Source organism: Streptomyces sp. NBC_01384 (genome assembly GCF_045040035.1).
Classification (GTDB): Bacteria; Actinomycetota; Actinomycetes; order Streptomycetales; family Streptomycetaceae; genus Streptomyces.
This window is the reverse complement of record NZ_CP109559.1, coordinates 7,023,511-7,047,822: the sequence shown is the minus strand read 5'-3', so window position 1 is coordinate 7,047,822 and position 24,312 is coordinate 7,023,511. Positions and strand designations below refer to the sequence as shown.

Annotated in this window: 16 protein-coding genes, 1 tRNA gene and 3 rRNA genes; 6 read left to right on the top strand and 14 right to left on the bottom strand. The window is 66.4% G+C overall.

Features of this window, described 5'->3' with window-relative positions; genetic code table 11:
- Positions 1-38: 38 nt before the first annotated feature.
- The 8 genes from OG747_RS32335 to thyX form a co-directional block, all read right to left on the bottom strand.
- Positions 39-114, bottom strand: a tRNA-Thr gene (locus OG747_RS32335).
- A 105-nt stretch (positions 115-219) separates the two neighbouring features.
- Positions 220-882, bottom strand: coding sequence for a DegT/DnrJ/EryC1/StrS family aminotransferase (locus OG747_RS32330; protein WP_405885796.1), 663 nt, complete (start codon positions 880-882; stop codon positions 220-222).
- 114 nt (positions 883-996) lie between these two features.
- Positions 997-1,113: ribosomal RNA gene (gene rrf / locus OG747_RS32325) — 5S ribosomal RNA — on the bottom strand.
- 94 nt (positions 1,114-1,207) lie between these two features.
- Positions 1,208-4,330, bottom strand: a 23S ribosomal RNA gene (locus OG747_RS32320).
- A gap of 314 nt (positions 4,331-4,644) precedes the next feature.
- Positions 4,645-6,170 (bottom strand): 16S ribosomal RNA (locus OG747_RS32315).
- The 16S, 23S and 5S rRNA genes sit together here, the layout of an rRNA operon.
- 545 nt (positions 6,171-6,715) lie before the next feature.
- Positions 6,716-8,401 (bottom strand): ribonuclease J, encoded by a 1,686-nt coding sequence (locus OG747_RS32310; protein ID WP_405882898.1) that lies wholly within the window; start codon positions 8,399-8,401, stop codon positions 6,716-6,718.
- 136 nt (positions 8,402-8,537) lie between these two features.
- Positions 8,538-9,437, bottom strand: coding sequence for a 4-hydroxy-tetrahydrodipicolinate synthase (dapA, locus tag OG747_RS32305; protein ID WP_405882897.1), 900 nt, complete (start codon positions 9,435-9,437; stop codon positions 8,538-8,540).
- Between the two features lie 210 nt (positions 9,438-9,647).
- Positions 9,648-10,388 carry an FAD-dependent thymidylate synthase gene (gene thyX / locus OG747_RS32300; RefSeq protein ID WP_405882896.1) on the bottom strand — a complete coding sequence of 247 codons (741 nt, stop codon included), beginning with the start codon at positions 10,386-10,388 and terminating at the stop codon, positions 9,648-9,650.
- Positions 10,389-10,591: 203 nt separating this feature from the next.
- On the opposite strand from thyX, the gene OG747_RS32295 reads away from it, so the two are divergent.
- Together OG747_RS32295 and OG747_RS32290 are read left to right on the top strand one after the other, a co-directional pair.
- A complete protein-coding gene (locus tag OG747_RS32295; protein ID WP_405882895.1) occupies positions 10,592-10,831 on the top strand; it encodes a hypothetical protein in 240 nt (79 codons plus the stop codon).
- Positions 10,832-10,949: 118 nt separating this feature from the next.
- Positions 10,950-11,507, top strand: a complete 558-nt coding sequence (locus tag OG747_RS32290) for a hypothetical protein (protein ID WP_405882894.1) — start codon at positions 10,950-10,952, stop codon at positions 11,505-11,507.
- 81 nt (positions 11,508-11,588) lie between these two features.
- On the opposite strand, the gene OG747_RS32285 is transcribed toward OG747_RS32290, so the two are convergent.
- From OG747_RS32285 to rpsO, 5 genes are all read right to left on the bottom strand, one after another.
- Positions 11,589-12,044: a hypothetical protein gene (locus tag OG747_RS32285; protein WP_405882893.1), complete on the bottom strand. Its 456-nt coding sequence runs from the start codon at positions 12,042-12,044 to the stop codon at positions 11,589-11,591.
- A gap of 32 nt (positions 12,045-12,076) precedes the next feature.
- Positions 12,077-12,829, bottom strand: a complete 753-nt coding sequence (dapB, locus tag OG747_RS32280; protein ID WP_405882892.1) for a 4-hydroxy-tetrahydrodipicolinate reductase — start codon at positions 12,827-12,829, stop codon at positions 12,077-12,079.
- A 53-nt stretch (positions 12,830-12,882) separates the two neighbouring features.
- The gene (locus OG747_RS32275; RefSeq protein ID WP_405882891.1) at positions 12,883-14,262 is read right to left on the bottom strand and encodes a M16 family metallopeptidase; all 1,380 of its coding nucleotides are present in this window, start codon (positions 14,260-14,262) and stop codon (positions 12,883-12,885) included.
- Positions 14,259-16,478, bottom strand: a complete 2,220-nt coding sequence (locus OG747_RS32270; RefSeq protein ID WP_405882890.1) for a polyribonucleotide nucleotidyltransferase — start codon at positions 16,476-16,478, stop codon at positions 14,259-14,261. Before OG747_RS32270 ends, OG747_RS32275 begins: the two co-directional genes overlap by 4 nt.
- A gap of 399 nt (positions 16,479-16,877) precedes the next feature.
- Complete coding sequence (gene rpsO / locus OG747_RS32265) at positions 16,878-17,165, bottom strand: 30S ribosomal protein S15 (RefSeq protein WP_033529274.1); 288 nt, start codon at positions 17,163-17,165, stop codon at positions 16,878-16,880.
- Positions 17,166-17,430: 265 nt separating this feature from the next.
- Here rpsO and OG747_RS32260 point away from each other — a divergent pair, with 265 nt between their 5' ends.
- A complete protein-coding gene (locus OG747_RS32260) occupies positions 17,431-17,769 on the top strand; it encodes a DUF397 domain-containing protein (protein WP_405882889.1) in 339 nt (112 codons plus the stop codon).
- A gap of 72 nt (positions 17,770-17,841) precedes the next feature.
- Here the strand turns inward: OG747_RS32260 and eccD are convergent, their stop codons facing one another.
- Entirely contained in the window at positions 17,842-19,350 is a 1,509-nt protein-coding gene (eccD, locus tag OG747_RS32255) for a type VII secretion integral membrane protein EccD (protein WP_405885794.1), read from the bottom strand.
- A gap of 331 nt (positions 19,351-19,681) precedes the next feature.
- On the opposite strand from eccD, the gene eccCa reads away from it, so the two are divergent.
- Genes eccCa through OG747_RS32240 form a run of 3 tightly spaced genes read left to right on the top strand, consistent with a single transcriptional unit; the run spans position 19,682 to position 24,272 of the window.
- Entirely contained in the window at positions 19,682-23,653 is a 3,972-nt protein-coding gene (gene eccCa, locus OG747_RS32250) for a type VII secretion protein EccCa (protein WP_405882888.1), read from the top strand.
- Entirely contained in the window at positions 23,646-24,071 is a 426-nt protein-coding gene (locus OG747_RS32245; protein WP_405882887.1) for a Scr1 family TA system antitoxin-like transcriptional regulator, read from the top strand. Before eccCa ends, OG747_RS32245 begins: the two co-directional genes overlap by 8 nt.
- 12 nt (positions 24,072-24,083) lie before the next feature.
- The gene (locus OG747_RS32240) at positions 24,084-24,272 is read left to right on the top strand and encodes a DUF397 domain-containing protein (protein ID WP_405882886.1); all 189 of its coding nucleotides are present in this window, start codon (positions 24,084-24,086) and stop codon (positions 24,270-24,272) included.
- Positions 24,273-24,312: the final 40 nt, after the last annotated feature.

The window sequence follows — 24,312 nt, the reverse complement described above, 5'->3', positions numbered from 1 at the left end:
AAAGGCCCCCGCCCTTGCGGGCGGAGGCCTTTTCTTGCTGGAGCCCCCCAACGGAATCGAACCGTTGACCTTCTCCTTACCATGGAGACGCTCTGCCGACTGAGCTAGGGGGGCCAGTCGCCTTTTCGAGGTTTCCCTCCCGGCAACGGAATAGAGCATACCCCGAACAGAAGCGTGCACCTAATCAGTCCCGTTGGGGCCTCGTGAAGTCCGGTCGGGTCAGAAGGCCGGCTGCAGCAGGCCGCCCAGCGCATTGCACGCGGAGACGATCCGCTGCATCTCCCGCTTCGTCAACGACGCGTCCACGGGCAGTGCGAGGGTCTCGTCGGCGGCCCGCTCCGTCTCCGGGAGGTGCACGTCCCGACGGAATCCGGGCAGCCGGTGCACAGGCGTCTTCACCGGCACCCGGCACTCAACTCCCTTGGCCCGTACAGCCCGCGCGAAGGCGTCCCGGTCGGGACGCCCATTGCCCGGCACGCGCACGACGTACTGCTGGTACGTGTGCCCGTCACCGCCGTCCGGTATGCGCACCCCGCTCAACCGCCCGTCCAGATAGGCGGCCCGCTCCCGGCGCTGCGCAATCTCGTCGTACGGCGCCTCGGACTCGCCCAGTTCCAGCACCAGGAGCCCGTGCCGCTGCCCGACATCCCGCAGCGGCACCATGTCGGCCGACCGACCGAAGCGGTGTACGACGACGACGGCCGCCGAGCTCGGAGTCAAGACCGCCTCGACCGCGCCGGCGTCGAGGCAGTACGTCAGCGGATCTATGTCGGCGAAGACGGCCGTCGCACCGGCCTGGGTCACGGCCTCCGCGACTTCGACGTTGCCGAACGCCGACACGACGACCTCGTCACCGGCTCCGACGCCGGCAGCCCTGAGCATTGCAGCAGTACCCATGCCGCGGATGCTTGTCGCGCAAAGTGAACGCAAAGTGACGGACAACAAAAAAGAGCTGGTCCCCGAACCGAAGTTCGGAGACCAGCTCTTATAATATGAGTTCGGCGGCGTCCTACTCTCCCACAGGGTCCCCCCTGCAGTACCATCGGCGCTGTGAGGCTTAGCTTCCGGGTTCGGAATGTAACCGGGCGTTTCCCTCACGCTATGACCACCGAAACACTATGAAACTGTAACTACCGCACCATACCCAGTGGCCCAGGGCATGGGGTTGTTCGTGGTTTCAGAACCAACACAGTGGACGCGAGCAACTGAGGACAAGCCCTCGGCCTATTAGTACCAGTCACCTCCAGCGGTTACCCGCCTTCCAGATCTGGCCTATCAACCCAGTCGTCTACTGGGAGCCTTAACCCCTCAAGGGGGTGGGAATACTCATCTCGAAGCAGGCTTCCCGCTTAGATGCTTTCAGCGGTTATCCCTCCCGAACGTAGCCAACCAGCCATGCCCTTGGCAGGACAACTGGCACACCAGAGGTTCGTCCGTCCCGGTCCTCTCGTACTAGGGACAGCCCTTCTCAATATTCCTACGCGCACAGCGGATAGGGACCGAACTGTCTCACGACGTTCTAAACCCAGCTCGCGTACCGCTTTAATGGGCGAACAGCCCAACCCTTGGGACCGACTCCAGCCCCAGGATGCGACGAGCCGACATCGAGGTGCCAAACCATCCCGTCGATATGGACTCTTGGGGAAGATCAGCCTGTTATCCCCGGGGTACCTTTTATCCGTTGAGCGACGGCGCTTCCACAAGCCACCGCCGGATCACTAGTCCCGACTTTCGTCCCTGCTCGACCCGTCGGTCTCACAGTCAAGCTCCCTTGTGCACTTACACTCAACACCTGATTACCAACCAGGCTGAGGGAACCTTTGGGCGCCTCCGTTACTCTTTAGGAGGCAACCGCCCCAGTTAAACTACCCATCAGACACTGTCCCTGATCCGGATCACGGACCCAGGTTAGACATCCAGCACGACCAGAGTGGTATTTCAACGACGACTCCACAACAGCTGGCGCTGCCGCTTCAAAGTCTCCCACCTATCCTACACAAGCCGAACCGAACACCAATATCAAACTGTAGTAAAGGTCCCGGGGTCTTTCCGTCCTGCTGCGCGAAACGAGCATCTTTACTCGTAGTGCAATTTCACCGGGCCTATGGTTGAGACAGTCGAGAAGTCGTTACGCCATTCGTGCAGGTCGGAACTTACCCGACAAGGAATTTCGCTACCTTAGGATGGTTATAGTTACCACCGCCGTTTACTGGCGCTTAAGTTCTCAGCTTCGCCACCCCGAAGAGTGACTAACCGGTCCCCTTAACGTTCCAGCACCGGGCAGGCGTCAGTCCGTATACATCGCCTTACGGCTTCGCACGGACCTGTGTTTTTAGTAAACAGTCGCTTCTCGCTGGTCTCTGCGGCCACCCCCAGCTCAGAGTGCAAGACTCATCACCGGTGATGGCCCCCCTTCTCCCGAAGTTACGGGGGCATTTTGCCGAGTTCCTTAACCATAGTTCACCCGAACGCCTCGGTATTCTCTACCTGACCACCTGAGTCGGTTTAGGGTACGGGCCGCCATGAAACTCGCTAGAGGCTTTTCTCGACAGCATAGGATCATCCACTTCACCACAATCGGCTCGGCATCAGGTCTCAGCCTTGATGTGCGACGGATTTGCCTATCGCACGGCCTACACCCTTACCCCGGGACAACCACCGCCCGGGATGGACTACCTTCCTGCGTCACCCCATCACTCACCTACTACAGGTCTGGTCCGTCGGCTCCACCACTCCCCTTTGCCCGAAGGCTCCGGGACGGCTTCACGGACTTAGCATCGCCTGGTTCAATGTTTGACGCTTCACAGCGGGTACCGGAATATCAACCGGTTATCCATCGACTACGCCTGTCGGCCTCGCCTTAGGTCCCGACTTACCCTGGGCAGATCAGCTTGACCCAGGAACCCTTAGTCAATCGGCGCACACGTTTCTCACGTGTGTATCGCTACTCATGCCTGCATTCTCACTCGTGAACCGTCCACCACTGCCTTCCGGCGCGGCTTCACCCGGCACACGACGCTCCCCTACCCATCACAGCAGGCGTTGGCCCTATAGCTGCAATGACACGACTTCGGCGGTACGCTTGAGCCCCGCTACATTGTCGGCGCGGAATCACTAGACCAGTGAGCTATTACGCACTCTTTCAAGGGTGGCTGCTTCTAAGCCAACCTCCTGGTTGTCTCTGCGACTCCACATCCTTTCCCACTTAGCGTACGCTTAGGGGCCTTAGTCGATGCTCTGGGCTGTTTCCCTCTCGACCATGGAGCTTATCCCCCACAGTCTCACTGCCGCGCTCTCACTTACCGGCATTCGGAGTTTGGCTAAGGTCAGTAACCCGGTAGGGCCCATCGCCTATCCAGTGCTCTACCTCCGGCAAGAAACACACGACGCTGCACCTAAATGCATTTCGGGGAGAACCAGCTATCACGGAGTTTGATTGGCCTTTCACCCCTAACCACAGGTCATCCCCCAGGTTTTCAACCCTGGTGGGTTCGGTCCTCCACGACCTCTTACAGCCGCTTCAACCTGCCCATGGCTAGATCACTCCGCTTCGGGTCTTGAGCGCGCTACTAAACCGCCCTATTCGGACTCGCTTTCGCTACGGCTTCCCCACACGGGTTAACCTCGCAACACACCGCAAACTCGCAGGCTCATTCTTCAAAAGGCACGCAGTCACGAGACACCAAGCAAGCTTGATGTCCGACGCTCCCACGGCTTGTAGGCACACGGTTTCAGGTACTATTTCACTCCGCTCCCGCGGTACTTTTCACCATTCCCTCACGGTACTATCCGCTATCGGTCACCAGGGAATATTTAGGCTTAGCGGGTGGTCCCGCCAGATTCACACGGGATTTCTCGGGCCCCGTGCTACTTGGGTGTTTCTCAAACGAGCCGTTGACGTTTCGACTACGGGGGTCTTACCCTCTACGCCGGACCTTTCGCATGTCCTTCGCCTACATCAACGGTTTCTGACTCGTCTCACGGCCGGCAGACCGTGAAAGAGAAATCCCACAACCCCACATACGCAACCCCTGCCGGGTCTCACACGCATATGGTTTGGCCTCATCCAGTTTCGCTCGCCACTACTCCCGGAATCACGGTTGTTTTCTCTTCCTGCGGGTACTGAGATGTTTCACTTCCCCGCGTTCCCTCCACTTGCCCTATGTGTTCAGGCAAGGGTGACAGCCCATGACGACTGCCGGGTTTCCCCATTCGGAAACCCCCGGATCAAAGCCTGGTTGACGACTCCCCGGGGACTATCGTGGCCTCCCACGTCCTTCATCGGTTCCTGGTGCCAAGGCATCCACCGTGCGCCCTTAAAAACTTGGCCACAGATGCTCGCGTCCACTGTGCAGTTCTCAAACAACGACCAACCACCCATCACCCCCGGTTACCACCGGAGTTCACTGGGGCCGGCACTGAAGGCAGCCAAAATCGGCCGTACCTTCAGACACCCAACAGCGTGCCCGACACCCTCGCCACTCATGATCAGCGTTCCACACTCCGAAGAGCAGTACTAACAGCCCGAGATGACTGACGATGCCGAATAATCAACGTTCCACCCATGAGCAACCACCGTCGAACGTTTGCCGACGTAATGGCCCTGGACCACCAGGCAAGCCTGGCAGCCTAGATGCTCCTTAGAAAGGAGGTGATCCAGCCGCACCTTCCGGTACGGCTACCTTGTTACGACTTCGTCCCAATCGCCAGTCCCACCTTCGACAGCTCCCTCCCACAAGGGGTTGGGCCACCGGCTTCGGGTGTTACCGACTTTCGTGACGTGACGGGCGGTGTGTACAAGGCCCGGGAACGTATTCACCGCAGCAATGCTGATCTGCGATTACTAGCAACTCCGACTTCATGGGGTCGAGTTGCAGACCCCAATCCGAACTGAGACAGGCTTTTTGAGATTCGCTCCGCCTCACGGCTTCGCAGCTCATTGTACCTGCCATTGTAGCACGTGTGCAGCCCAAGACATAAGGGGCATGATGACTTGACGTCGTCCCCACCTTCCTCCGAGTTGACCCCGGCAGTCTCCTGTGAGTCCCCATCACCCCGAAGGGCATGCTGGCAACACAGAACAAGGGTTGCGCTCGTTGCGGGACTTAACCCAACATCTCACGACACGAGCTGACGACAGCCATGCACCACCTGTACACCGACCACAAGGGGGCGACCATCTCTGGCCGTTTCCGGTGTATGTCAAGCCTTGGTAAGGTTCTTCGCGTTGCGTCGAATTAAGCCACATGCTCCGCTGCTTGTGCGGGCCCCCGTCAATTCCTTTGAGTTTTAGCCTTGCGGCCGTACTCCCCAGGCGGGGAACTTAATGCGTTAGCTGCGGCACCGACGACGTGGAATGTCGCCAACACCTAGTTCCCACCGTTTACGGCGTGGACTACCAGGGTATCTAATCCTGTTCGCTCCCCACGCTTTCGCTCCTCAGCGTCAGTAATGGCCCAGAGATCCGCCTTCGCCACCGGTGTTCCTCCTGATATCTGCGCATTTCACCGCTACACCAGGAATTCCGATCTCCCCTACCACACTCTAGCTAGCCCGTATCGAATGCAGACCCGGGGTTAAGCCCCGGGCTTTCACACCCGACGTGACAAGCCGCCTACGAGCTCTTTACGCCCAATAATTCCGGACAACGCTTGCGCCCTACGTATTACCGCGGCTGCTGGCACGTAGTTAGCCGGCGCTTCTTCTGCAGGTACCGTCACTCTCGCTTCTTCCCTGCTGAAAGAGGTTTACAACCCGAAGGCCGTCATCCCTCACGCGGCGTCGCTGCATCAGGCTTTCGCCCATTGTGCAATATTCCCCACTGCTGCCTCCCGTAGGAGTCTGGGCCGTGTCTCAGTCCCAGTGTGGCCGGTCGCCCTCTCAGGCCGGCTACCCGTCGTCGCCTTGGTGAGCCACTACCTCACCAACAAGCTGATAGGCCGCGGGCTCATCCTTCACCGCCGGAGCTTTTAACCCACCCAGATGCCCAGGCAGGTATTATCCGGTATTAGACCCCGTTTCCAGGGCTTGTCCCAGAGTGAAGGGCAGATTGCCCACGTGTTACTCACCCGTTCGCCACTAATCCACCCCGAAGGGCTTCATCGTTCGACTTGCATGTGTTAAGCACGCCGCCAGCGTTCGTCCTGAGCCAGGATCAAACTCTCCGTGAATGTTTTCCCGACTGCGTCTAATTAAAGACTGCGGGGACGACACCACGAGAGCGGAACCAAGGGGAGGAATAATCCCCCCGGTTCACAGCGTCCTCGCTGTGCGCCTGCCAGGCAGTGCCCGGCAGGACTTTTTCAAAGGAACCTCGTCCCAGCCGATCGGCCGGAGACGGGGTATCAACATATCTGGCGTTGATTTTTGGCACGCTGTTGAGTTCTCAAGGAACGGACGCTTCCTTTGTACTCACCCGAGAGACTCTCTCAGGCTTTCCTCCGGGCGCTTCCCTTCGATCTTGCGTTTCCGACTCTATCAGACCGTTTCGCGATCCGATTTCCTCGGTGCTTTCCAGGTTCCCGCTTTCGCGTTTCCCTTTCCGGCGGCTCCGACTTTATCAGAGATTCTGAGTCGGAATTTCCATCCCGTCCGGGGTGGTTCCTGGCACACGGTGGTGCCGGGTTCCCGTTCAGGTGGAGCCGTAAACATAGTGGAGCGGGGCGCCCCGATGCAAATCGGGGCGCCCCGCTCCGGAGTTGGCGCGTGCGAGGGGTCAGACCTCGACGACGACCGGGAGGATCATCGGGCGCCGGCGGTAGTTGTCGGAGACCCACTTGCCCAGCGTGCGGCGGATGAGTTGCTGCAGCTGGTGGGGCTCGACCACGCCGTCCTGGGCCGAGCGCTCCAGAACCTCCGTGATCTTCGGGATGACATCCCCGAAGGCGGAGTCCTCGATACCGGAGCCTCGTGCGTGGACGTGCGGTCCGCCGGTGATCTTGCCCGTGCTGGAGTCCACCACCACGAAGACCGAGATGATGCCCTCGTCACCGAGGATCTTGCGGTCCTTGAGCGCGGGCTCGCCCACATCGCCGACCGAGAGGCCGTCGACGTACACATAACCCGCCTGGACCTTGCCGGAGATCTTGGCCTTACCCCCGACGAGGTCGACGACGACGCCGTCCTCGGCGATGACGATGCGGTCGTGCGGGATGTTGGTGAGGGCGCCCAGCTCGGCGTTGGCGCGCAGGTGCCGCCATTCGCCGTGGACCGGCATCAGGTTCCGCGGCTTGCAGATGTTGTAGAAGTACAGAAGCTCGCCGGCGGAGGCGTGGCCGGAGACGTGCACCTTGGCGTTGCCCTTGTGGACGACGTTGGCGCCCCAGCGGGTCAGGCCGTTGATGACGCGGTAGACCGCGTTCTCGTTGCCGGGGATCAGGGACGACGCCAGGATCACGGTGTCGCCCTGGACGATCCGGATCTGGTGGTCCCGGTTCGCCATCCGGGAAAGGGCGGCCATCGGTTCGCCCTGGGAGCCCGTGCAGACGAGGACGATCTCGTGGTCCGGGAGGTCGTCCAGCGTCTTGACGTCCACGACCAGGCCCGGCGGGACCTTCAGATAGCCCAGATCCCGTGCGATGCCCATGTTGCGGACCATCGAGCGGCCGACGAAGGCGACCCGGCGGCCGTACTCGTGGGCCGCGTCCAGGATCTGCTGGATGCGGTGCACATGGCTGGCGAAGCTCGCCACGATGATCCGCTTGCTGGCGCCCGCGAAGACCTGGCGCAGCACGTTCGAGATATCGCGCTCGGGCGGGACGAAGCCCGGGACCTCGGCGTTCGTGGAGTCGGAGAGAAGAAGGTCGATGCCCTCCTCGCTCAGGCGTGCGAACGCGTGTAGATCGGTGAGCCGGCCGTCCAGCGGGAGCTGGTCCATCTTGAAGTCGCCGGTGTGGACCGCCATGCCCGCGGGGGTGCGGATGGCGACCGCGAGGGCGTCCGGGATGGAGTGGTTGACCGCCACGAACTCGCAGTCGAAGGGGCCGATGCGCTCGCGCTGGCCCTCCGCGACTTCGAGCGTGTAGGGGCGGATGCGGTGCTCCTGGAGCTTCGCCTCGATGAGGGCGAGGGTCAGCTTGGAGCCGATCAGCGGGATGTCCGGCTTCTCACGCAGGAGGTAGGGGACGCCGCCGATGTGGTCCTCGTGGCCGTGCGTGAGGACGATGCCCTCGACGTCGTCGAGGCGGTCCCTGATGGACGTGAAGTCCGGCAGGATCAGGTCGATTCCGGGCTGCTCCTCCTCGGGGAAGAGCACTCCGCAGTCGACGATCAGAAGGCGGCCGCCGTACTCGAAGACCGTCATGTTCCGGCCGATTTCACCGAGGCCGCCGAGCGGGGTGACCCGCAGGCCCCCCTGGGGGAGCTTGGGCGGCGGGCCGAGTTCAGGATGCGGATGACTCAAAAGACTCTCCTCACCACACGCGCCACGTACCTGGCAAGGCACGTGGCGCGCATGACGTTCGTGCAGTAGCAGTTGTCCGTGTGGGTGCAGGCTCGTGGCCTGCGTTGTCGTGCTTATTCAGTTGTGAAGTCCGTTGTCAGAGCTGTACCCCGCCGGCGGCAAGATCGATCTTGAGCTGGGCGGTTTCCTCGGGCGACAGTTCGACCATCGGGGCGCGCAGCGGTCCGGCGGGCAGGCCCTGGAGCGCGAGCGCCGCCTTGGTCGTCATGACGCCCTGGGTGCGGAACATGCCGGTGAAGACCGGGAGCAGCTTCTGGTGGATCTCGGTGGCCTTCTGGACGTCACCGGCGACATACGCGTCGAGCATGGCGCGCAGCTCCGGGGTGACGAGGTGGCCGACGACGGAGACGAAGCCGACCGCGCCCACAGAGAGCAGCGGCAGGTTCAGCATGTCGTCGCCGGAGTACCAGGCGAGGCCGGAGCGGGCGATGGCCCAGCTGGCCCGGCCGAGGTCTCCCTTGGCGTCCTTGTTCGCGACGATGCGGGGGTGCGCGGCGAGGCGCACGATCGTCTCGGTGCTGATCGGTACGCCGCTGCGGCCGGGGATGTCGTACAGCATCACCGGCAGTGCGGTCGCGTCGGCGATGGCCGAGAAATGCCGGTACAGGCCCTCCTGCGGGGGCTTGTTGTAGTACGGCGTGACGGTCAGCAGGCCGTGCGCGCCGGCCTTCTCGGCGGCGCGGGCCAGCTCGATGCTGTGGTGGGTGTCGTTCGTGCCGACGCCCGCGACGATGTGGGCGCGGTCGCCGACCGCCTCGAGTACGGCTCGTACGAGATCCGATTTCTCCGCGTCGCTGGTGGTCGGTGACTCGCCCGTGGTGCCGTTCACGATCAGGCCGTCGTTGCCTGCGTCCACCAGGTGGGTGGCGAGCCGCTGAGCGCCGTCGAGGTCGAGTACGCCGTCCGCCGTGAAGGGCGTGACCATGGCGGTGAGGACCCGCCCGAAGGGGGTCTGCGGAGTGGAGGTCGGAGCCATGGGTAACACGCTACTCGCTGCTCAGGGCGGGGTCTGCCCTCGGGGGACACGACAAAGCGCGACAAATGCGGAGCCCGGCACTGCCTGCTCGGGGGTTCAAGCAGTGCCGGGTCCGTTTGATCAGGCTAGATGAACTTCTCGAAATGCCGCAATACGGACACCTCGCTCGGTTGACCCGTACATCAGTGCCGGACGGCGCGCGGGAGCGCGTTACGGCGCCACCCGACCGTTGGCGTTGAAGGCGGCGTACGTGAGCGGCATGAGCTTCGCCCACTCCGCCTCCATCTTCTCGCCGACCATCTCGATCTCCCGCTGCGGGAAGGACGGAACCCTCGCGAGCTCGTGCTGGGTGCGCAGGCCGAGGAAGTGCATCAGGGAGCGTGCGTTGCAGGTGGCGTACATGGAGGAGAAGAGACCGACCGGGAGGACGGCGCGCGCCACCTCGCGGGCGACGCCGGCGGCGAGCATCTCCTGGTACGCCTCGTACGCCTGTCGGTACGAGTCCTCCATCACTCGGCCCGTGAGCTCCTGCTGCGCCTGGGTGCCCTCGACGAAGACGTACTTGCCGGGGCGGCCCTCCTGGACCAGCTTGCGGGACTCGTCCGGGACGTAGAAGACCGGCTGGAGCTCCCTGTACCTGCCCGACTCCTCGTTGTACGACCAGCCCACGCGGTGCCGCATGAACTCGCGGAAGACGAAGATCGGGGCGCTGATGAAGAAGGTCATCGAGTTGTGCTCGAAGGGGCTGCCGTGCCGGTCCCGCATCAGGTAGTTCAGCAGGCCCTTGGAGCGCTCCGGGTCCTTCTGCAGCTCGTCGAGGGACTGCTCACCGACGGTCGAGACGCGGGCGGCGAACAGCACGTCCGAGTCGGACGCGGTGTGCTTGACCAGCTCGACGGTGACATCGCTGCGGAAGCTGGGCTTGAGGTCGTCGGCGGGGGTGTCGGTCACGGTGCGGAGGGTCCTTCCCATCACATCTCTCGGGCGGCGCCCACTCTACGGCCCGTCACTGACAACGGGGCGTTCGGTACCGTGCCGCGACATTCGTCGACGAACTTCTGCGAATTCGGTGATTCCGGGCACCTCTTGGGGCACTCGCTCGTCTGTATTGATGACAGTGATCCGTTCGAGTCTCCAGAGGAGAAGCAACCCCCATGTTCCGTCGGCGCGAGCCCGTACCGTTCGCCTTCATCGCCGAAGCCGACAAGTTCCGCAGCAATGTCGCTCCCCCGCCCCGTCGACGTTCGTCGGCCGGTGAAATATTCGGCCGGTGGCTCATGGGGCTCACCATCGTCGCCGGGCTCGTGGGCGGGCTGATCCTCGGGATGCCGTCCCTGTCGCTGGATCAGTCGTCCGCGACCACGCAGCATTCCGAAGCGTCCAACGGCCGCTGACTCTCCCACTGGCCACATGGCGTGGGGCACCCCCATGGCCCCCCAAGGGTGGTGAGCAGGGACCGGGCTCGATAGCCTCACCGGGCATAGCCCATGGTGGATTGAGTGAGGATCAGTCGTGCCCCTGCCCTTCCTGACGGCGGACCGTGCTTTTGACGAGGTGGCGGACGATCTCGCCCTGCCCTTCGACGATCGCGTCCGCTGGCGGCGCCCCTACCGGCCCGGGCCGTGTCGGGTGGCGCTCGCCGCGCTCGTCCTGCTGCTCGCCTCGTACGTCCTCGTCGCCGCAGTGATCACCGCGCTCGCCGGGAACCGGTCCGCCGCCCTCGTCTGCCTGCTCGGGGCCCTGCTCGTCATACTGTGCGCGCTGCGGCTGCTGCGCGTCGGCGTCTGGGTGAGCGCGCGGGGGCTGCGCCGTGTCGGGTTCTTCCATACGCGTACGGCGCCCTGGGGGCAGGTTGTCGCCGTGCGCACGGTCCAGCAGCCGGTGCGCTGGCTCGGGCTGCCGCGCACCGTGCAGGGGCAGGCGCTGGTCCTCGTACGCAAGGGTCGTGCGGCGGACGCCCCGCCGCCGCTGCTCACCTCGCACAACGCCGACTTCCTGGCGCGTACGGAGGCCTTCGACCGGGCGGCGGACGCCGTCGAGGTGTGGGCCGACGAGTACCGACAGGGCTGACGCGCACAGTTTCAGCACGAACACGAAGGGGCCGGTCCGCTCTGCGCGGGCCGGCCCCTTCGCCGTATCGGTCGGTGGCTATCACGCCGACGCGGGAGGCCTGCCCTCGTGCAGGGCGATCGCCCGCTGCATCGCCTTGCGGGCGCGCGGGGTGTCGCGGGCGTCGTGGTAGGCGACCGCGAGGCGGAACCAGCTGCGCCAGTCGTCCGGCGCGTCCTCGGTCTCGGCCTTGCGCTTGGCGAAGACCTCGTCGGCCGAGTCACGGTCGATACGTCCGCCCGGGGTGCGCTTCAACTCGTCGACGGGCAGTCCGCCCTCGGCGTCGAGCTCGGCGGCGAGCCGGTTGGCCTTCCGGACGAACTGGGTGTTCTTCCAGAGGAACCAGATGCCGATGACCGGCAGAATCAGCACCGCGACGCCGAAGGTGACGGTGATCAGGGTGCCGTTCTGGATGAGCAGCACGCCACGGCTGCCGACCAGGACGAAATAGACGACCAGGACGGCGGCCGTGACGGCATAGGTGATCTTCGCGCGCATGTCTGCCGGCTATCTGTTGTCCGTCCCTCGGCTCAGCCGAGGTCCAGGAAGTGTTCCAGGCCGAAGGTGAGACCCGGGGTGGTCACCACGCGGCGGACGCCGAGCAGGATGCCCGGCATGAAGCTGCTGTGGTGGAGGGAGTCGTGGCGGATGGTGAGGGTCTCGCCCTCGCCGCCGAGCAGGACTTCCTGGTGGGCGAGCAGGCCGCGCAGGCGGACCGAGTGCACCGGGACGCCGTCGACGTTCGCGCCGCGGGCGCCGTCCAGGGCCGTGACCGTGGCGTCGGGCTGCGGGGCGCTGCCCGCGCGCTCCCGGGCCGCGGCGATGAGCTGAGCGGTGCGCGTGGCGGTGCCGCTGGGTGCGTCCACCTTGTTCGGGTGGTGCAGCTCGATGACCTCGACGGACTCGAAGTACGGCGCGGCGACCTCGGCGAACTTCATGGTCAGTACGGCCCCGATGGAGAAGTTGGGCGCGATGAGCACGCCCGTCTCCGGGGACGCGGCCAGTGAGGTGTTGAGCTGCGCGAGGCGCTCCTCGGTCCAGCCCGTCGTGCCGACCACCGCGTGGATGCCGTGCCGGACGCAGAAGTCGAGGTTGCCCATCACCGAGGCCGGCGTGGTCAGCTCGACCACGGCCTCGGCGCCCGCGTCGACCAGTGCCTCCAGCTTGTCGCCCCGGCCCAGCGCGGCCACCAGCTCCATGTCCTCGGCGGCCTCGACGGCTCGTACCGCCTCGGCTCCGATCCGGCCCTTGGCACCGAGGACCGCCACGCGCAGCTTGCTCATGTTCTTGCTTCCTTAGTCGGGACTGTCGAGGACGTACGCGACCAGTCGAGGACTTATGCGACCGCTTCGTTCAAACGGGACGCCTGCTTGTCCTTGAGCGGGCCGATGACCGACAGCGAGGGACGCTGTCCCAGGATGTCCTGGGCGACCGAACGGACCTCGTCCGGGGTGACCGACGCTATCCGGATCAGCATGTCGTCGACGGACATCTGCTCGCCCCAGCACAGCTCACTCTTGCCGATACGGTTCATCAGCGCGCCGGTGTCCTCCAGGCCGAGGACGGTGGAGCCCTGGAGCTGGCCGATGGCGCGGCCGATCTCGTCGTCCGAGAGGCCGTGCTCGGCGACATGGTCGAGCTCGTCGCGGCAGATCTTGAGCACGTCGTGGACCTGGCTCGGCCTGCAGCCCGCGTACACGCCGAAGAGGCCGCAGTCGGCGAAGCCCGAGGTGTACGAGTACACGCTGTAGGCCAGGCCGCGCTTCTCGCGGACCTCCTGGAAGAGGCGGGAGGACATGCCGCCGCCGAGGGCGGTGTTCAGGACGCCCAGGGCCCAGCGGCGCTCGTCGGTGCGGGCCAGGCCCGGCATGCCGAGGACGACGTGGGCCTGCTCGGTCTTGCGGCCGAGGAGCTCGACGCGGCCCGCGGTGCGGATGGCGCGGCGGCCGTCGCGCGGGGCGATCGGCTCGGCGGCGCTCTCCTTGAGGGCGCCGGCCTTCTCGAAGGCGGCGCGGACCTGGCGTACGACCTTGTTGTGGTCGACGTTGCCCGCGCAGGCGACCACGAGGTGCTTCGGGTCGTAGTGCTTCTTGTAGAAGCGGCGGATGCGGTCGGCGCTGAGGGCGTTGACCGTGTCCACCGTGCCGAGGACCGGGCGGCCGAGGGGAGTGTCGCCGAGCATGGTGTGCGCGAACAGGTCGTGCACGCAGTCGCCCGGGTCGTCCTCGGTCATCGCGATCTCTTCGAGGATCACACCGCGCTCGGCGTCCACGTCGCCCTGCTCGATCAGCGAGCCGGTGAGCATGTCGCACACAACGTCGATGGCGAGCGGGAGGTCGGTGTCGAGCACGCGTGCGTAGTAGCACGTGTACTCCTTGGCCGTGAACGCGTTCATCTCGCCGCCGACCGCGTCGATCGCCGAGGAGATGTCCAGCGCGCTGCGCCGGGATGTGCCCTTGAAGAGCAGGTGCTCCAGGTAGTGCGTGGCGCCGTTCAGCGTCGGCGTCTCGTCGCGGGAGCCGACGTGCGCCCAGATCCCGAAGGTGGCCGAGCGTACGGAGGGGAGGGTCTCGGTGACGATGCGCAGGCCGCCGGGGAGGGTGGTCTTACGGACCGTACCGATGCCGTTCTCGCCCTTGATGAGGGTTTGGGTACGGGCGACGGCCCGCGCCTCCGAGGAGGTGCGGGCCGTCGCCGTGGAGCTACGAGACGTCACTGGTCGGTGTCGTCCTTCTTGTCGTCGTCGCCCTCTTCGCCCTCGATCACGGGGATGAGGGAGAGCTTGCCGCGGGAGTCGATCTCGGCGATCTCGACCTGGACCTTGGCGCCCACGCCGAGCACGTCCTCGACGTTCTCCACGCGCTTGCCGCCGGCGAGCTTGCGGATCTGCGAGATGTGCAGCAGACCGTCCTTGCCCGGGAGCAGCGACACGAACGCACCGAAGGTGGTCGTCTTCACGACCGTACCCAGGTAGCGCTCGCCGACCTCCGGCATGGTCGGGTTGGCGATCGAGTTGATCGTGGCGCGGGCGGCCTCGGCCTGCGAGCCCTGGGCGGCACCGATGTAGATGGTGCCGTCGTCCTCGATCGTGATGTCGGCGCCGGTGTCCTCCTGGATCTGGTTGATCATCTTGCCCTTGGGGCCGATGACCTCACCGATCTTGTCCACGGGGATCTTGACGGTGATGATCCGCGGGGCGTTCGGGGACATCTCGTCCGGCGTGTCGATCGCTTCCATCATCACGTCGAGGATGTGGAGGCGGGCGTCGCGGGCCTGCTTGAGGGCCGCGGCCAGGACGGAGGCCGGGATGCCGTCCAGCTTGGTGTCCAGCTGGAGGGCGGTCACGAACTCCTTGGTGCCGGCGACCTTGAAGTCCATGTCGCCGAAGGCGTCCTCCGCACCGAGGATGTCGGTGAGGGCGACGTAGTGCGTCTGGCCGTCGATCTCCTGGGAGATCAGACCCATGGCGATACCGGCGACGGGGGCCTTCAGCGGCACACCGGCGTTCAGCAGCGACATGGTGGAGGCGCAGACCGAGCCCATGGAGGTCGAGCCGTTGGAGCCGAGCGCCTCGGACACCTGACGGATCGCGTAGGGGAACTCCTCGCGGGTCGGCAGGACCGGCACGATCGCGCGCTCGGCGAGCGCGCCGTGGCCGATCTCGCGGCGCTTCGGGGAGCCCACGCGGCCCGTCTCACCGACGGAGTACGGCGGGAAGTTGTAGTTGTGCATGTAGCGCTTGCGGGTCACCGGGGAAAGGGTGTCCAGCTGCTGCTCCATGCGGAGCATGTTGAGGGTGGTGACGCCCAGGATCTGGGTCTCGCCACGCTCGAACAGCGCCGAGCCGTGCACGCGCGGGATGGCCTCGACCTCGGCGGCGAGCGTACGGATGTCCGTGACGCCGCGGCCGTCGATGCGGACCTTGTCCTTGATGACGCGCTCGCGGACCAGCTTCTTGGTCAGCGCGCGGTACGCGGCGGAGATCTCCTTCTCGCGGCCCTCGAACTGCGGGAGCAGCTTCTCGGCGGCGATCTCCTTGACGCGGTCCAGCTCGGCCTCGCGGTCCTGCTTGCCGGCGATGGTGAGCGCCTGGGCGAGCTCGCTCTTGACCGCGGCGGTCAGGGCCTCGAGGACGTCGTCCTCGTAGTCGAGGAAGATCGGGAACTCGGCGGTCGGCTTGGCGGCCTTCGCGGCGAGGTCCGACTGCGCCTTGCACAGGACCTTGATGAAGGGCTTCGCGGCGTCGAGGCCGGAGGCGACGACCTCCTCGGTCGGCGCCTCGGCGCCATCCTTGACCAGCTGGATGGTCTTGTCGGTGGCCTCGGCCTCGACCATCATGATCGCGACGTCGCCGTCCTCCAGGACGCGACCGGCGACGACCATGTCGAAGACGGCGTCCTCGAGCTCGGTGTGCGTCGGGAACGCGACCCACTGGCCGTTGATCAGCGCGACGCGGACGCCGCCGACCGGGCCGGAGAAGGGCAGACCGGCCAGCTGAGTGGACGCGGAGGCGGCGTTGATCGCCACGACGTCGTACAGGTGGTCGGGGTTGAGGGCCATGATCGTGGCGACGACCTGGATCTCGTTGCGCAGGCCCTTCTTGAAGGACGGGCGCAGCGGGCGGTCGATCAGACGACAGGTGAGGACGGCGTCCTCGGAGGGACGGCCCTCGCGGCGGAAGAAGCTGCCGGGGATCTTGCCGGCGGCGTACATCCGCTCCTCGACGTCCACCGTGAGGGGGAAGAAGTCGAGCTGGTCCTTGGGCTTCTTGGAAGCGCTGGTGGCCGACAGCACCATGGTGTCGTCGTCCAGGTACGCCACGGCGGAGCCGCCGGCCTGCTTGGCGAGGCGGCCCGTCTCGAAGCGGATGGTGCGGGTGCCGAAGGAACCGTTGTCGATAACGGCCTCGGCGTAGTGGGTCTCGTTCTCCACTAGCGTTTTCTCCTCGTCTTCGTCCCGTCCTGCCCGTGTGGCAGGGGGACGGTGGCGGAGAGGCGCGCCGTCTGGTGCGGGCCGGTCTTCGATCGAAGCACCCGGGGTCGCTTTCGCCCGGGGGCCACTACCGAGGACCGGCGGCGGCGAGGTGCGCTTCTCCTCGTTCGTTGTCGTGACGGTCCCTACCCGGCGGGTACGGAGCCATCACGCTGTGTCGTACGTCTTGTGTCCTGCGTATTGCGTTGTGCTACCACAGTACAAAGCGTCAGTGACACTCCGCACGTACAGAGACGTACGGCTGTGCGTACAGCAGTACGTCGGCAGTACGTACGGCAGCAGCATGTACAGCAAAAGGAGCGGCCCCCAAGAGGTGGGAACCGCTCCCTTCACGGCGTCTTACTTGGCGCCCGCCGCACCGCGGCGGATGCCCAGGCGGTCGACCAGCGTACGGAAGCGCTGGATGTCCTTCTTGGCCAGGTACTGCAGCAGCCGGCGGCGCTGACCGACCAGGATCAGCAGACCACGACGGGAGTGGTGGTCGTGCTTGTGGGTCTTGAGGTGCTCGGTCAGGTCCGAGATGCGGCGCGAGAGCATGGCAACCTGGACCTCGGGGGAGCCGGTGTCGCCCTCCTTGGTACCGAACTCGCTGATGATCTGCTTCTTCGTAGCGGCGTCGAGCGACACGCGTACTCCTCGTAGTCTCATGTGTGCCACCGAGTGCCCCTGGTCCACATCTCAGGGGAGCTTCCGTTACTCGGGAGGCGGGGATCCGCTGGGCGCGGCCTCCAGAGCCATGGGCTCAGGGGGCGCGTACACAAACGGCCGTCACACAGCGTACCAGCCTGGCCGGACGCGTCTGTCCGGCTCCCCGAACCTTCCTGGTGGCGCGGACCTGGCCACTAGGGTGACGGCACAGGTCATTCGTACGTGGGGAAGGGGCCGCTTGAACATGGCCGAGGCAGCGGACGCAGCAGACGCAGTGGACACGGACGTCGCGACGGAGACGGACGCCGACGTCAAGGCGCGCAAGGAGCGGGAGAAGGACGAGCTCTACGCCCTCGACATCTCGGGCGTCGAGTGGCACAGCGCGCCGGGCACCGAGGAGCACGAGGAGCGGGTCGAGATCGCGTACCTGCCCGCGGGTGCGGTGGCCATGCGGTCCTCGCTCGACCCGGACACGGTGCTGCGCTACACGGAGGCGGAGTGGCGGGCCTTCGTGCTGGGTGCGCGGGACGGGGAGTTCGATCTGGAGCCGGCGCCGCACAACGGGGGGCTGGCCGCGGGGTGACCGGAGGGCGGTGAGGGGGGGAGGGCGGCACGCCGTGCGTGCCGCCCTCCCCCCCTCACCGCCCGGTCGTCGTCAGCTGGTCATGGCCCGCGCCTGCCCGTACACGTCGAAAACGGCCAGGGCCAGCGGGATCAAAGTGAGCAGGACGAAGCTCTCGGCGATTTCCAGGAAACGCCCCCAGAACGGGGCGAGGCCGCGCCGCGGAGTGATCAGGCCGATGGCGGTGACCAGGGCGGTGGCCGCGCCGACCGCCGCCGCGAGCCAGACGCTGCGGATGTCGAGGGCCGTGGTGTCGCCCAGAAGAGCATCGCGCCAGTACCCCTGCGGCGGGTTCAGAGCGAGCCCGAGACCGAGGAAGACGAGAGCCGCGAGGCCCGCGGCCAAGGTGGCGCCGACCTGTGCGGTGTAGCGGAACAGATGGGCACGCATCAGCATGGCGACACCGGTCGCGAGGGCGAGGAGCTGCGCCCACACGTTGCTGGAGAAGCCGAGGACGATCGACGCGCCGACGGAGACGAGCGCGCAGCCGCCGACAAGGCCGACGAGCAGTTCGTGGCCGCGGCGGGCCTGGGCCGCGACCCGTTCGGCGTCGACGGGCTCCTGGGCGGCCGGCTCGCCCGCGTCGTAGCCGCCGCGGGCGGGGTTGGGCGGTTCGAAGCCGATGGGCAGCCGCGCGAAGCGCATGGACAGGCCCGGCAGGAAGGCGAGCGCGCAGACGGAGAGCGGGGCGCAGACGGCGGCCGTCTCGATGGGCCTCAGGTGCGCGAGGATCGCGACGAACGTGGTGAGCAGTCCGATCGCGGAGGCGAAGACGAAGGCCACGAAGGGGCCGTCACCGCTGGGCGACACCAGAGTGAGCACGACGGAGACGATCAGGACCGCCGCGCAGGCGAGCAGGAACTGGAGTTTCCCGATGCCCTGCCCTTCGGAGAGCGGCAGCAGCCCGGAGCCCGCCACGGCGACATTCGGCAGCGCGCCCAGGCCGAGGGCGCCCGCGGAGCCCCGGTCGTTGTACACGCGCGTACGCACGCACGCGATGGTCGCCAGCAGGATGCCGGTGACGGCGGCGAGGATGCCCTGGAGGCTGTGCATGTCGTGCCGGATCTGGGAACTCCAGGCAACGAACGCGAGCAGCGCGGGCAGGATGCCGCCTGCGACGAGACCGGCGGCACGCGTGAACTCGCCGTTCCACAGGGAGCGGTCGCTGGTGACGGCGGAGGCCACCGCCTCGGAGACGTCGTCGAAGACGGCGGGCGGCAGCGACTCGGAGAACGGACGCAGGGTGAGCAGTTCCCCGTCGAGGATGCGCTGCGCCGCGAAGGATCGGGCGCTGTCGAGGACGGCCCCGTCACGGCGTACGAGGTGATAGCCGACCGGGGCGCCTTCGTCGGGGCTCTGCTGGGAAAGGCGCAGGATCTCCGGATACAGGTCGGCGACCGGCACGTCGTCGGGCAGCGCCACGTCGATGCGGCTGTCGGGCGCCACGATGGTGACCCGGCAGAAGCCGAACCCCGTGCTCGCCCCGGAAGGGGCTCCGGTGCCCGGTCCGCCGGTCGCGCCCGCTTGCACGGAGGCCATCATGCTCACCTGCTGTTCCCCCTCGTCGGTGATGGGGCACGGTGCCACCGCGCACGCATCCACCCGTAAAGATCCTGTGTAGGTTGTGCCGCCCCGCCCGCGCCGCCGGTCAACTGGGCCGTCGGGCCCGGAGCTTGCGGGAGGCGCTTGTTTCGAAGCGTTGCGGATTGCCCGTTTTTCCCGGGCCGATTCGCAACTGCTCACACGTCTCACCGGCACCCTACCGCCCGCCGTTGTCAGTGGTTGTCAGTAGGATCGCGCTTCGCGATCGACGTCCGCCTGACACGGGGCGGTGGACGGAAACTCCTCGGTCCGGCAAGGGAATTGGTGCGTAGTGAGCCACATCGTCGTCAAGCGCCCACCGCGGGCGCTGCCGAAGGAAGTGCCCACGGACGAGGTCGTTCTGCAGGCTCCGCCGGAGCTCCCACGCGGGCAGCAGGAGGGCGCTCTGATGCAGCTCCTTCCCATGCTCGGCATGGGCGGTTCCGTGGTGTTCTTCTTCAATCCCCAGGCCCAGCCCTTCATGAAGATCATGGGCATGGTGATGGTGGCGTCCACGATCGCCATGGGCATCTCGATGCTGGTCCGCTACCGCCGCGGTAACCAGGGGCAGATGGCCGACATGCGCCGCGACTACCTCCGCTATCTGTCGCAGACCCGGCGTACGGCCCTGGAAACCGCGCAGGCCCAGCGCGATGTCCAGTACTACCTGCACCCTTCACCGGAGCAACTGTGGGCGCTGGTCGCCGAGGGCAGCCGGGTGTGGGAGCGGCGCACCGGCGACGAGGACTTCGGGCAGGTGCGCGTGGGCCTTGGCCCGCAGGCCCTGGCCACTCCTCTGTTCCCGCCGCAGACCGGTCCGGTGGACGAGCTGGAACCACTCACCGCGGGTGCCATGCAGCGCTTCCTGGCCACGCACAGCACCCTTGAGGACCTGCCGATGGCGGTCTCGCTGCGCGCCTTCTATCACGTGACGATCAGCGGTGAGCCGGGCACCGTGCGCGGCACCGCCCGCGCCCTCGCCGGCTCCCTCGCCTCCCTGCACTCCCCCGAAGACCTGGTCATCGCCGTCGCCACCGGGCGCGAGTCGGCGCCTTGGTGGGAGTGGGCCAAGTGGCTGCCGCACACGCAGGCACCGGGCCGCACGGACGGCGCGGGCAGCATCCGTCTGATCACGACCGACCCGGTGGAGCTGGAGGACCTGCTCGCCACCCGTCTCCAGGGCCGCCCGCGCTTCCACCCCGGCGGGCCCCCGGTTCCCGAGCAGCCGCATCTGGTGATCGTGCTCGACGGCGTCTCCCTGCCCCCCACGTCGTTCCTGGCCAGCCCCGAAGGCCTGCAGGGCGTGACGGTCCTTGAGGTCGTGCCCGGCGACCTCAGCACCGGACGCGGCGACCTCTCCGTCATCGTGCAGCCGAAGGAGCTGCGCCTGGAGTCGGCGCACGGCATGGTCTACGACGGCACGCCGGACGTTCTCTCGTACGAGGCCGCGGAAGCACTGGCCCGGCAACTGGCGCCGCTGCGCATGGCGTCGGGCGGGGACGACGACGAACCGCTGCTCGCCAACCTGGAGTTCACGGATCTGCTGAACCTGGGCGACGCGGCCTCTGTCGACCCGAAGCGGACGTGGCGGCCGCGCTCGCAGTCCGAGCGGCTGCGCGTGCCGATCGGTCTCGGCGAGGACGGCCGGCCCGTGATGCTGGACCTCAAGGAGGCGGCGCAGGAGGGTATGGGCCCGCACGGCCTGTGTGTCGGTGCGACCGGTTCCGGCAAGTCGGAGCTGCTGCGCACGCTGGTCCTCGGCCTCGCCGTGACCCACTCCTCCGAGACGCTGAACTTCGTCCTCGCGGACTTCAAGGGTGGTGCCACGTTCGCGGGCATGGCCCAGATGCCGCACGTCGCGGCAGTGATCACCAACCTCGCGGACGACCTGACCCTCGTCGACCGCATGGGCGACTCGATCCGCGGCGAGCTCAACCGCCGCCAGGAGATGCTCCGCGACGCGGGCAACTACGCGAACATCCACGACTACGAGAAGGCGCGTGCCGCGGGCGCCCCGCTCCAGCCGATCCCGTCCCTCGTCCTGGTGATCGACGAGTTCAGCGAACTGCTCACGGCGAAGCCGGACTTCATCGAGATGTTCGTGCAGATCGGCCGCATCGGCCGTTCACTGGGCGTGCACCTGCTGCTCGCCTCGCAGCGCCTGGAGGAGGGCCGCCTGCGGGGGCTCGAGACCTACCTGTCGTACCGGATCGGTCTGCGTACGTTCTCGGCGGCCGAGTCGCGTGCCGCGCTCGGCGTCCCGGACGCCTACGAGCTGCCGAACGTCCCGGGCTCCGGGTTCCTGAAGTACGGCACGGACGAAATGGTGCGCTTCAAGGCGGCGTACGTCTCCGGGGTGTACCGCTCGAGTTCGCAGCAGGCGGCGGCGCTCGGCGGGCCGCTCCCGGTGGACCGTCGGCCCGTGCTGTTCACGGCGGCCGAGGTCCCGATGCAGTATGTGGCGGTGCCGCAACAGCGTCAGGAATCTTCCGAGGAGACCGACGACGCGCTCGCCGACACCGTGCTGGACGTGATCGTGCGTCGCTTGGAGGCGCAGGGCCCGGCCGCCCACCAGGTGTGGCTGCCCCCGCTGGACAGTCCGCCGTCGCTCGACTCCCTGCTGCCCGGGCTCGCTGCGGTGCCCGGCCGGGGGATGACCCAGCCCGGCTACGAAGGCGCGGGCCGGCTCGTCGTCCCGGTCGGCATCGTCGACAAGCCGTACGAGCAGCGGCGCGACCCGCTCAGGGTGGACTTCGGCGGCGCGGCCGGCCACATGCAGATCCTCGGCGGCCCGCAGTCGGGCAAGTCGACCCTGCTGCGCTCGCTCATCGCGTCGTTCGCACTCACGCACACCCCGCACGAAGTGCAGTTCTACGGGCTGGACTTCGGTGGTGGCGGCCTGTCGGCCGTGGCCGGCCTGCCGCATGTGGGAGGGGTGGCCTCGCGCCTCGACCCCGAGAAGGTGCGGCGCACGGCGGCCGAGGTGTACGGCGTCATGACCCGCCGCGAGGAGTACTTCCGCTCCGCGGGCATCTCCTCGATCGCGGAGTTCCGTACGCGCCGCGCGCGGGGCGACATCTCGGTGACCGACCAGCCCTGGGGCGACGTCTTCCTGGCCATCGACGGCTGGGGCAACTTCCGTACGGACTATGAGGCGTTGGAGCCGCTGGTCCTGGACATCGCGGCGCGCGGCCTCGGCTACGGCATCCATGTGATCCTCACCGCGTCGCGCTCCATGGAGGTCCGCGCGAACCTCAAGGACCACCTGATGAACCGTCTGGAGCTGCGGCTCGGCGACCCCATGGACTCCGAGTTCGACCGCAAGGTCGCGGCCAATGTGCCCACGGGCGTGCCAGGACGCGGCCAGACTCCGCAGAAGCAGCACTTCATGGCGGCGGTCCCGCGCATCGACGGCCTGTCCTCCGACACGGACCTGGCGGAGGCGACCACGGCCCTCACGGCGGAGGTCGCCCGCCACTGGCAGCAGCCCGGGGCCCCCGAAGTACGTCTGCTGCCGAGGGAGTTCTGGGCGAACCAGCTCCCTTCGGGCGACCGTTTCCCGAATCGCGGCATCTCCTTCGCCCTCGACGAGGACAACCTCGAGCCCGTGTTCGTGGACTTCGAGCAGGACCCGTTCTTCCTCGTCTTCGGCGAGAGCGAGTCCGGCAAGTCCAACCTGCTGAAGCTGCTCATCCAGCGCCTCACCGAGCGCTACGACGGCGACTCCTGCAAGCTGTTCGTGGTCGACAACCGCCGCTCGCTGCTCGGCGTGACCCCACCCTCGCATCTGGCCGAGTACATCCCCATGTCGAACCAGATGCAGCACCACATGGACGCCCTCGCCGACCTGATGCAGCGCCGCACGCCGACCGCGGACGTGACCCCGCAGCAGCTGCGCGACCGCAGCTGGTGGCGCGGTCCCACGGTGTACGTGATCATCGACGACTACGACCTGGTGTCCACGTCGAGCGGCAACCCGCTGGCGGGCCTGACGGAACTCCTGCCGTTCGCCCGGGACGTCGGCGTCCGGTTCATCGTCGCCCGCTCCACCGCGGGCGCGGGCCGCGCCGGCTACGAGTCCTTCATGCAGCGCATCAAGGAACTCGGGGCACAGGGTGTGGTCCTTGCGGGCGATCCGGCGGAAGGCGATCTGCTGGGCGGGGTGCGGCCGCGGGCGATGCCTGCGGGGCGGGGGGTGTTCGTGTCGCGGAAGCGGGGGAAGCCGTTGGTTCAGGTGGGGTTGGTGCCGGACGGGGGTGCGTGACGGGAGACGGGCGCACGGGGGTCTTCGGGGGGCGTGCCCGCTTCTGCGGGCACGCCCCAAGAACGTTGCGTTGCACCAGGCTGTAACTGATTCCGCTTACCGGCTCACTGGACGCGCCCATGAAGCCAAGGCTCAGCTCAACCGTCTGATCGAGGAAAGCGAGCGCGACAACGTAACTCTCCTCGTCATCCCGTTCAGCATTGGAGGCTTCCCCATGGCCGGCGACTCCGTGTTGTACGCGGCGGCCGAGAGCCCCCATCTGGACACCGTTCAGGTGGACTCGCCGATCGGGGCCGTCTTCTTCGACTCCCCCACGCAACTGACCAACTTCCGACGGCGCCTGGACGTGGTCGAACAAGTAGCGTCGAATCCCAAGCAGTCGAGGGACAGCATCCTCGAAATCGCCAGGGACCTATAAGAGGAACCGGTTTTGCCCGAGTTGAAGTGGATTAAGTCGTCGTTCTCCGAGGCATCCGGCAACAACTGTGTCGAGATCGCCGAGACCGGCCACCTCATCGCCGTACGAGACTCCAAGGACCCCGCGCTGCCGTGGGCCTCGGTGGGGCGTGAGGCGTGGTCACGGTTTACCGGGGCCTTTCAGAACACCGGGAGCGCGTAGATCACGTCGTCGGTCGTGACGAGGACCCGGTTACCCTAGG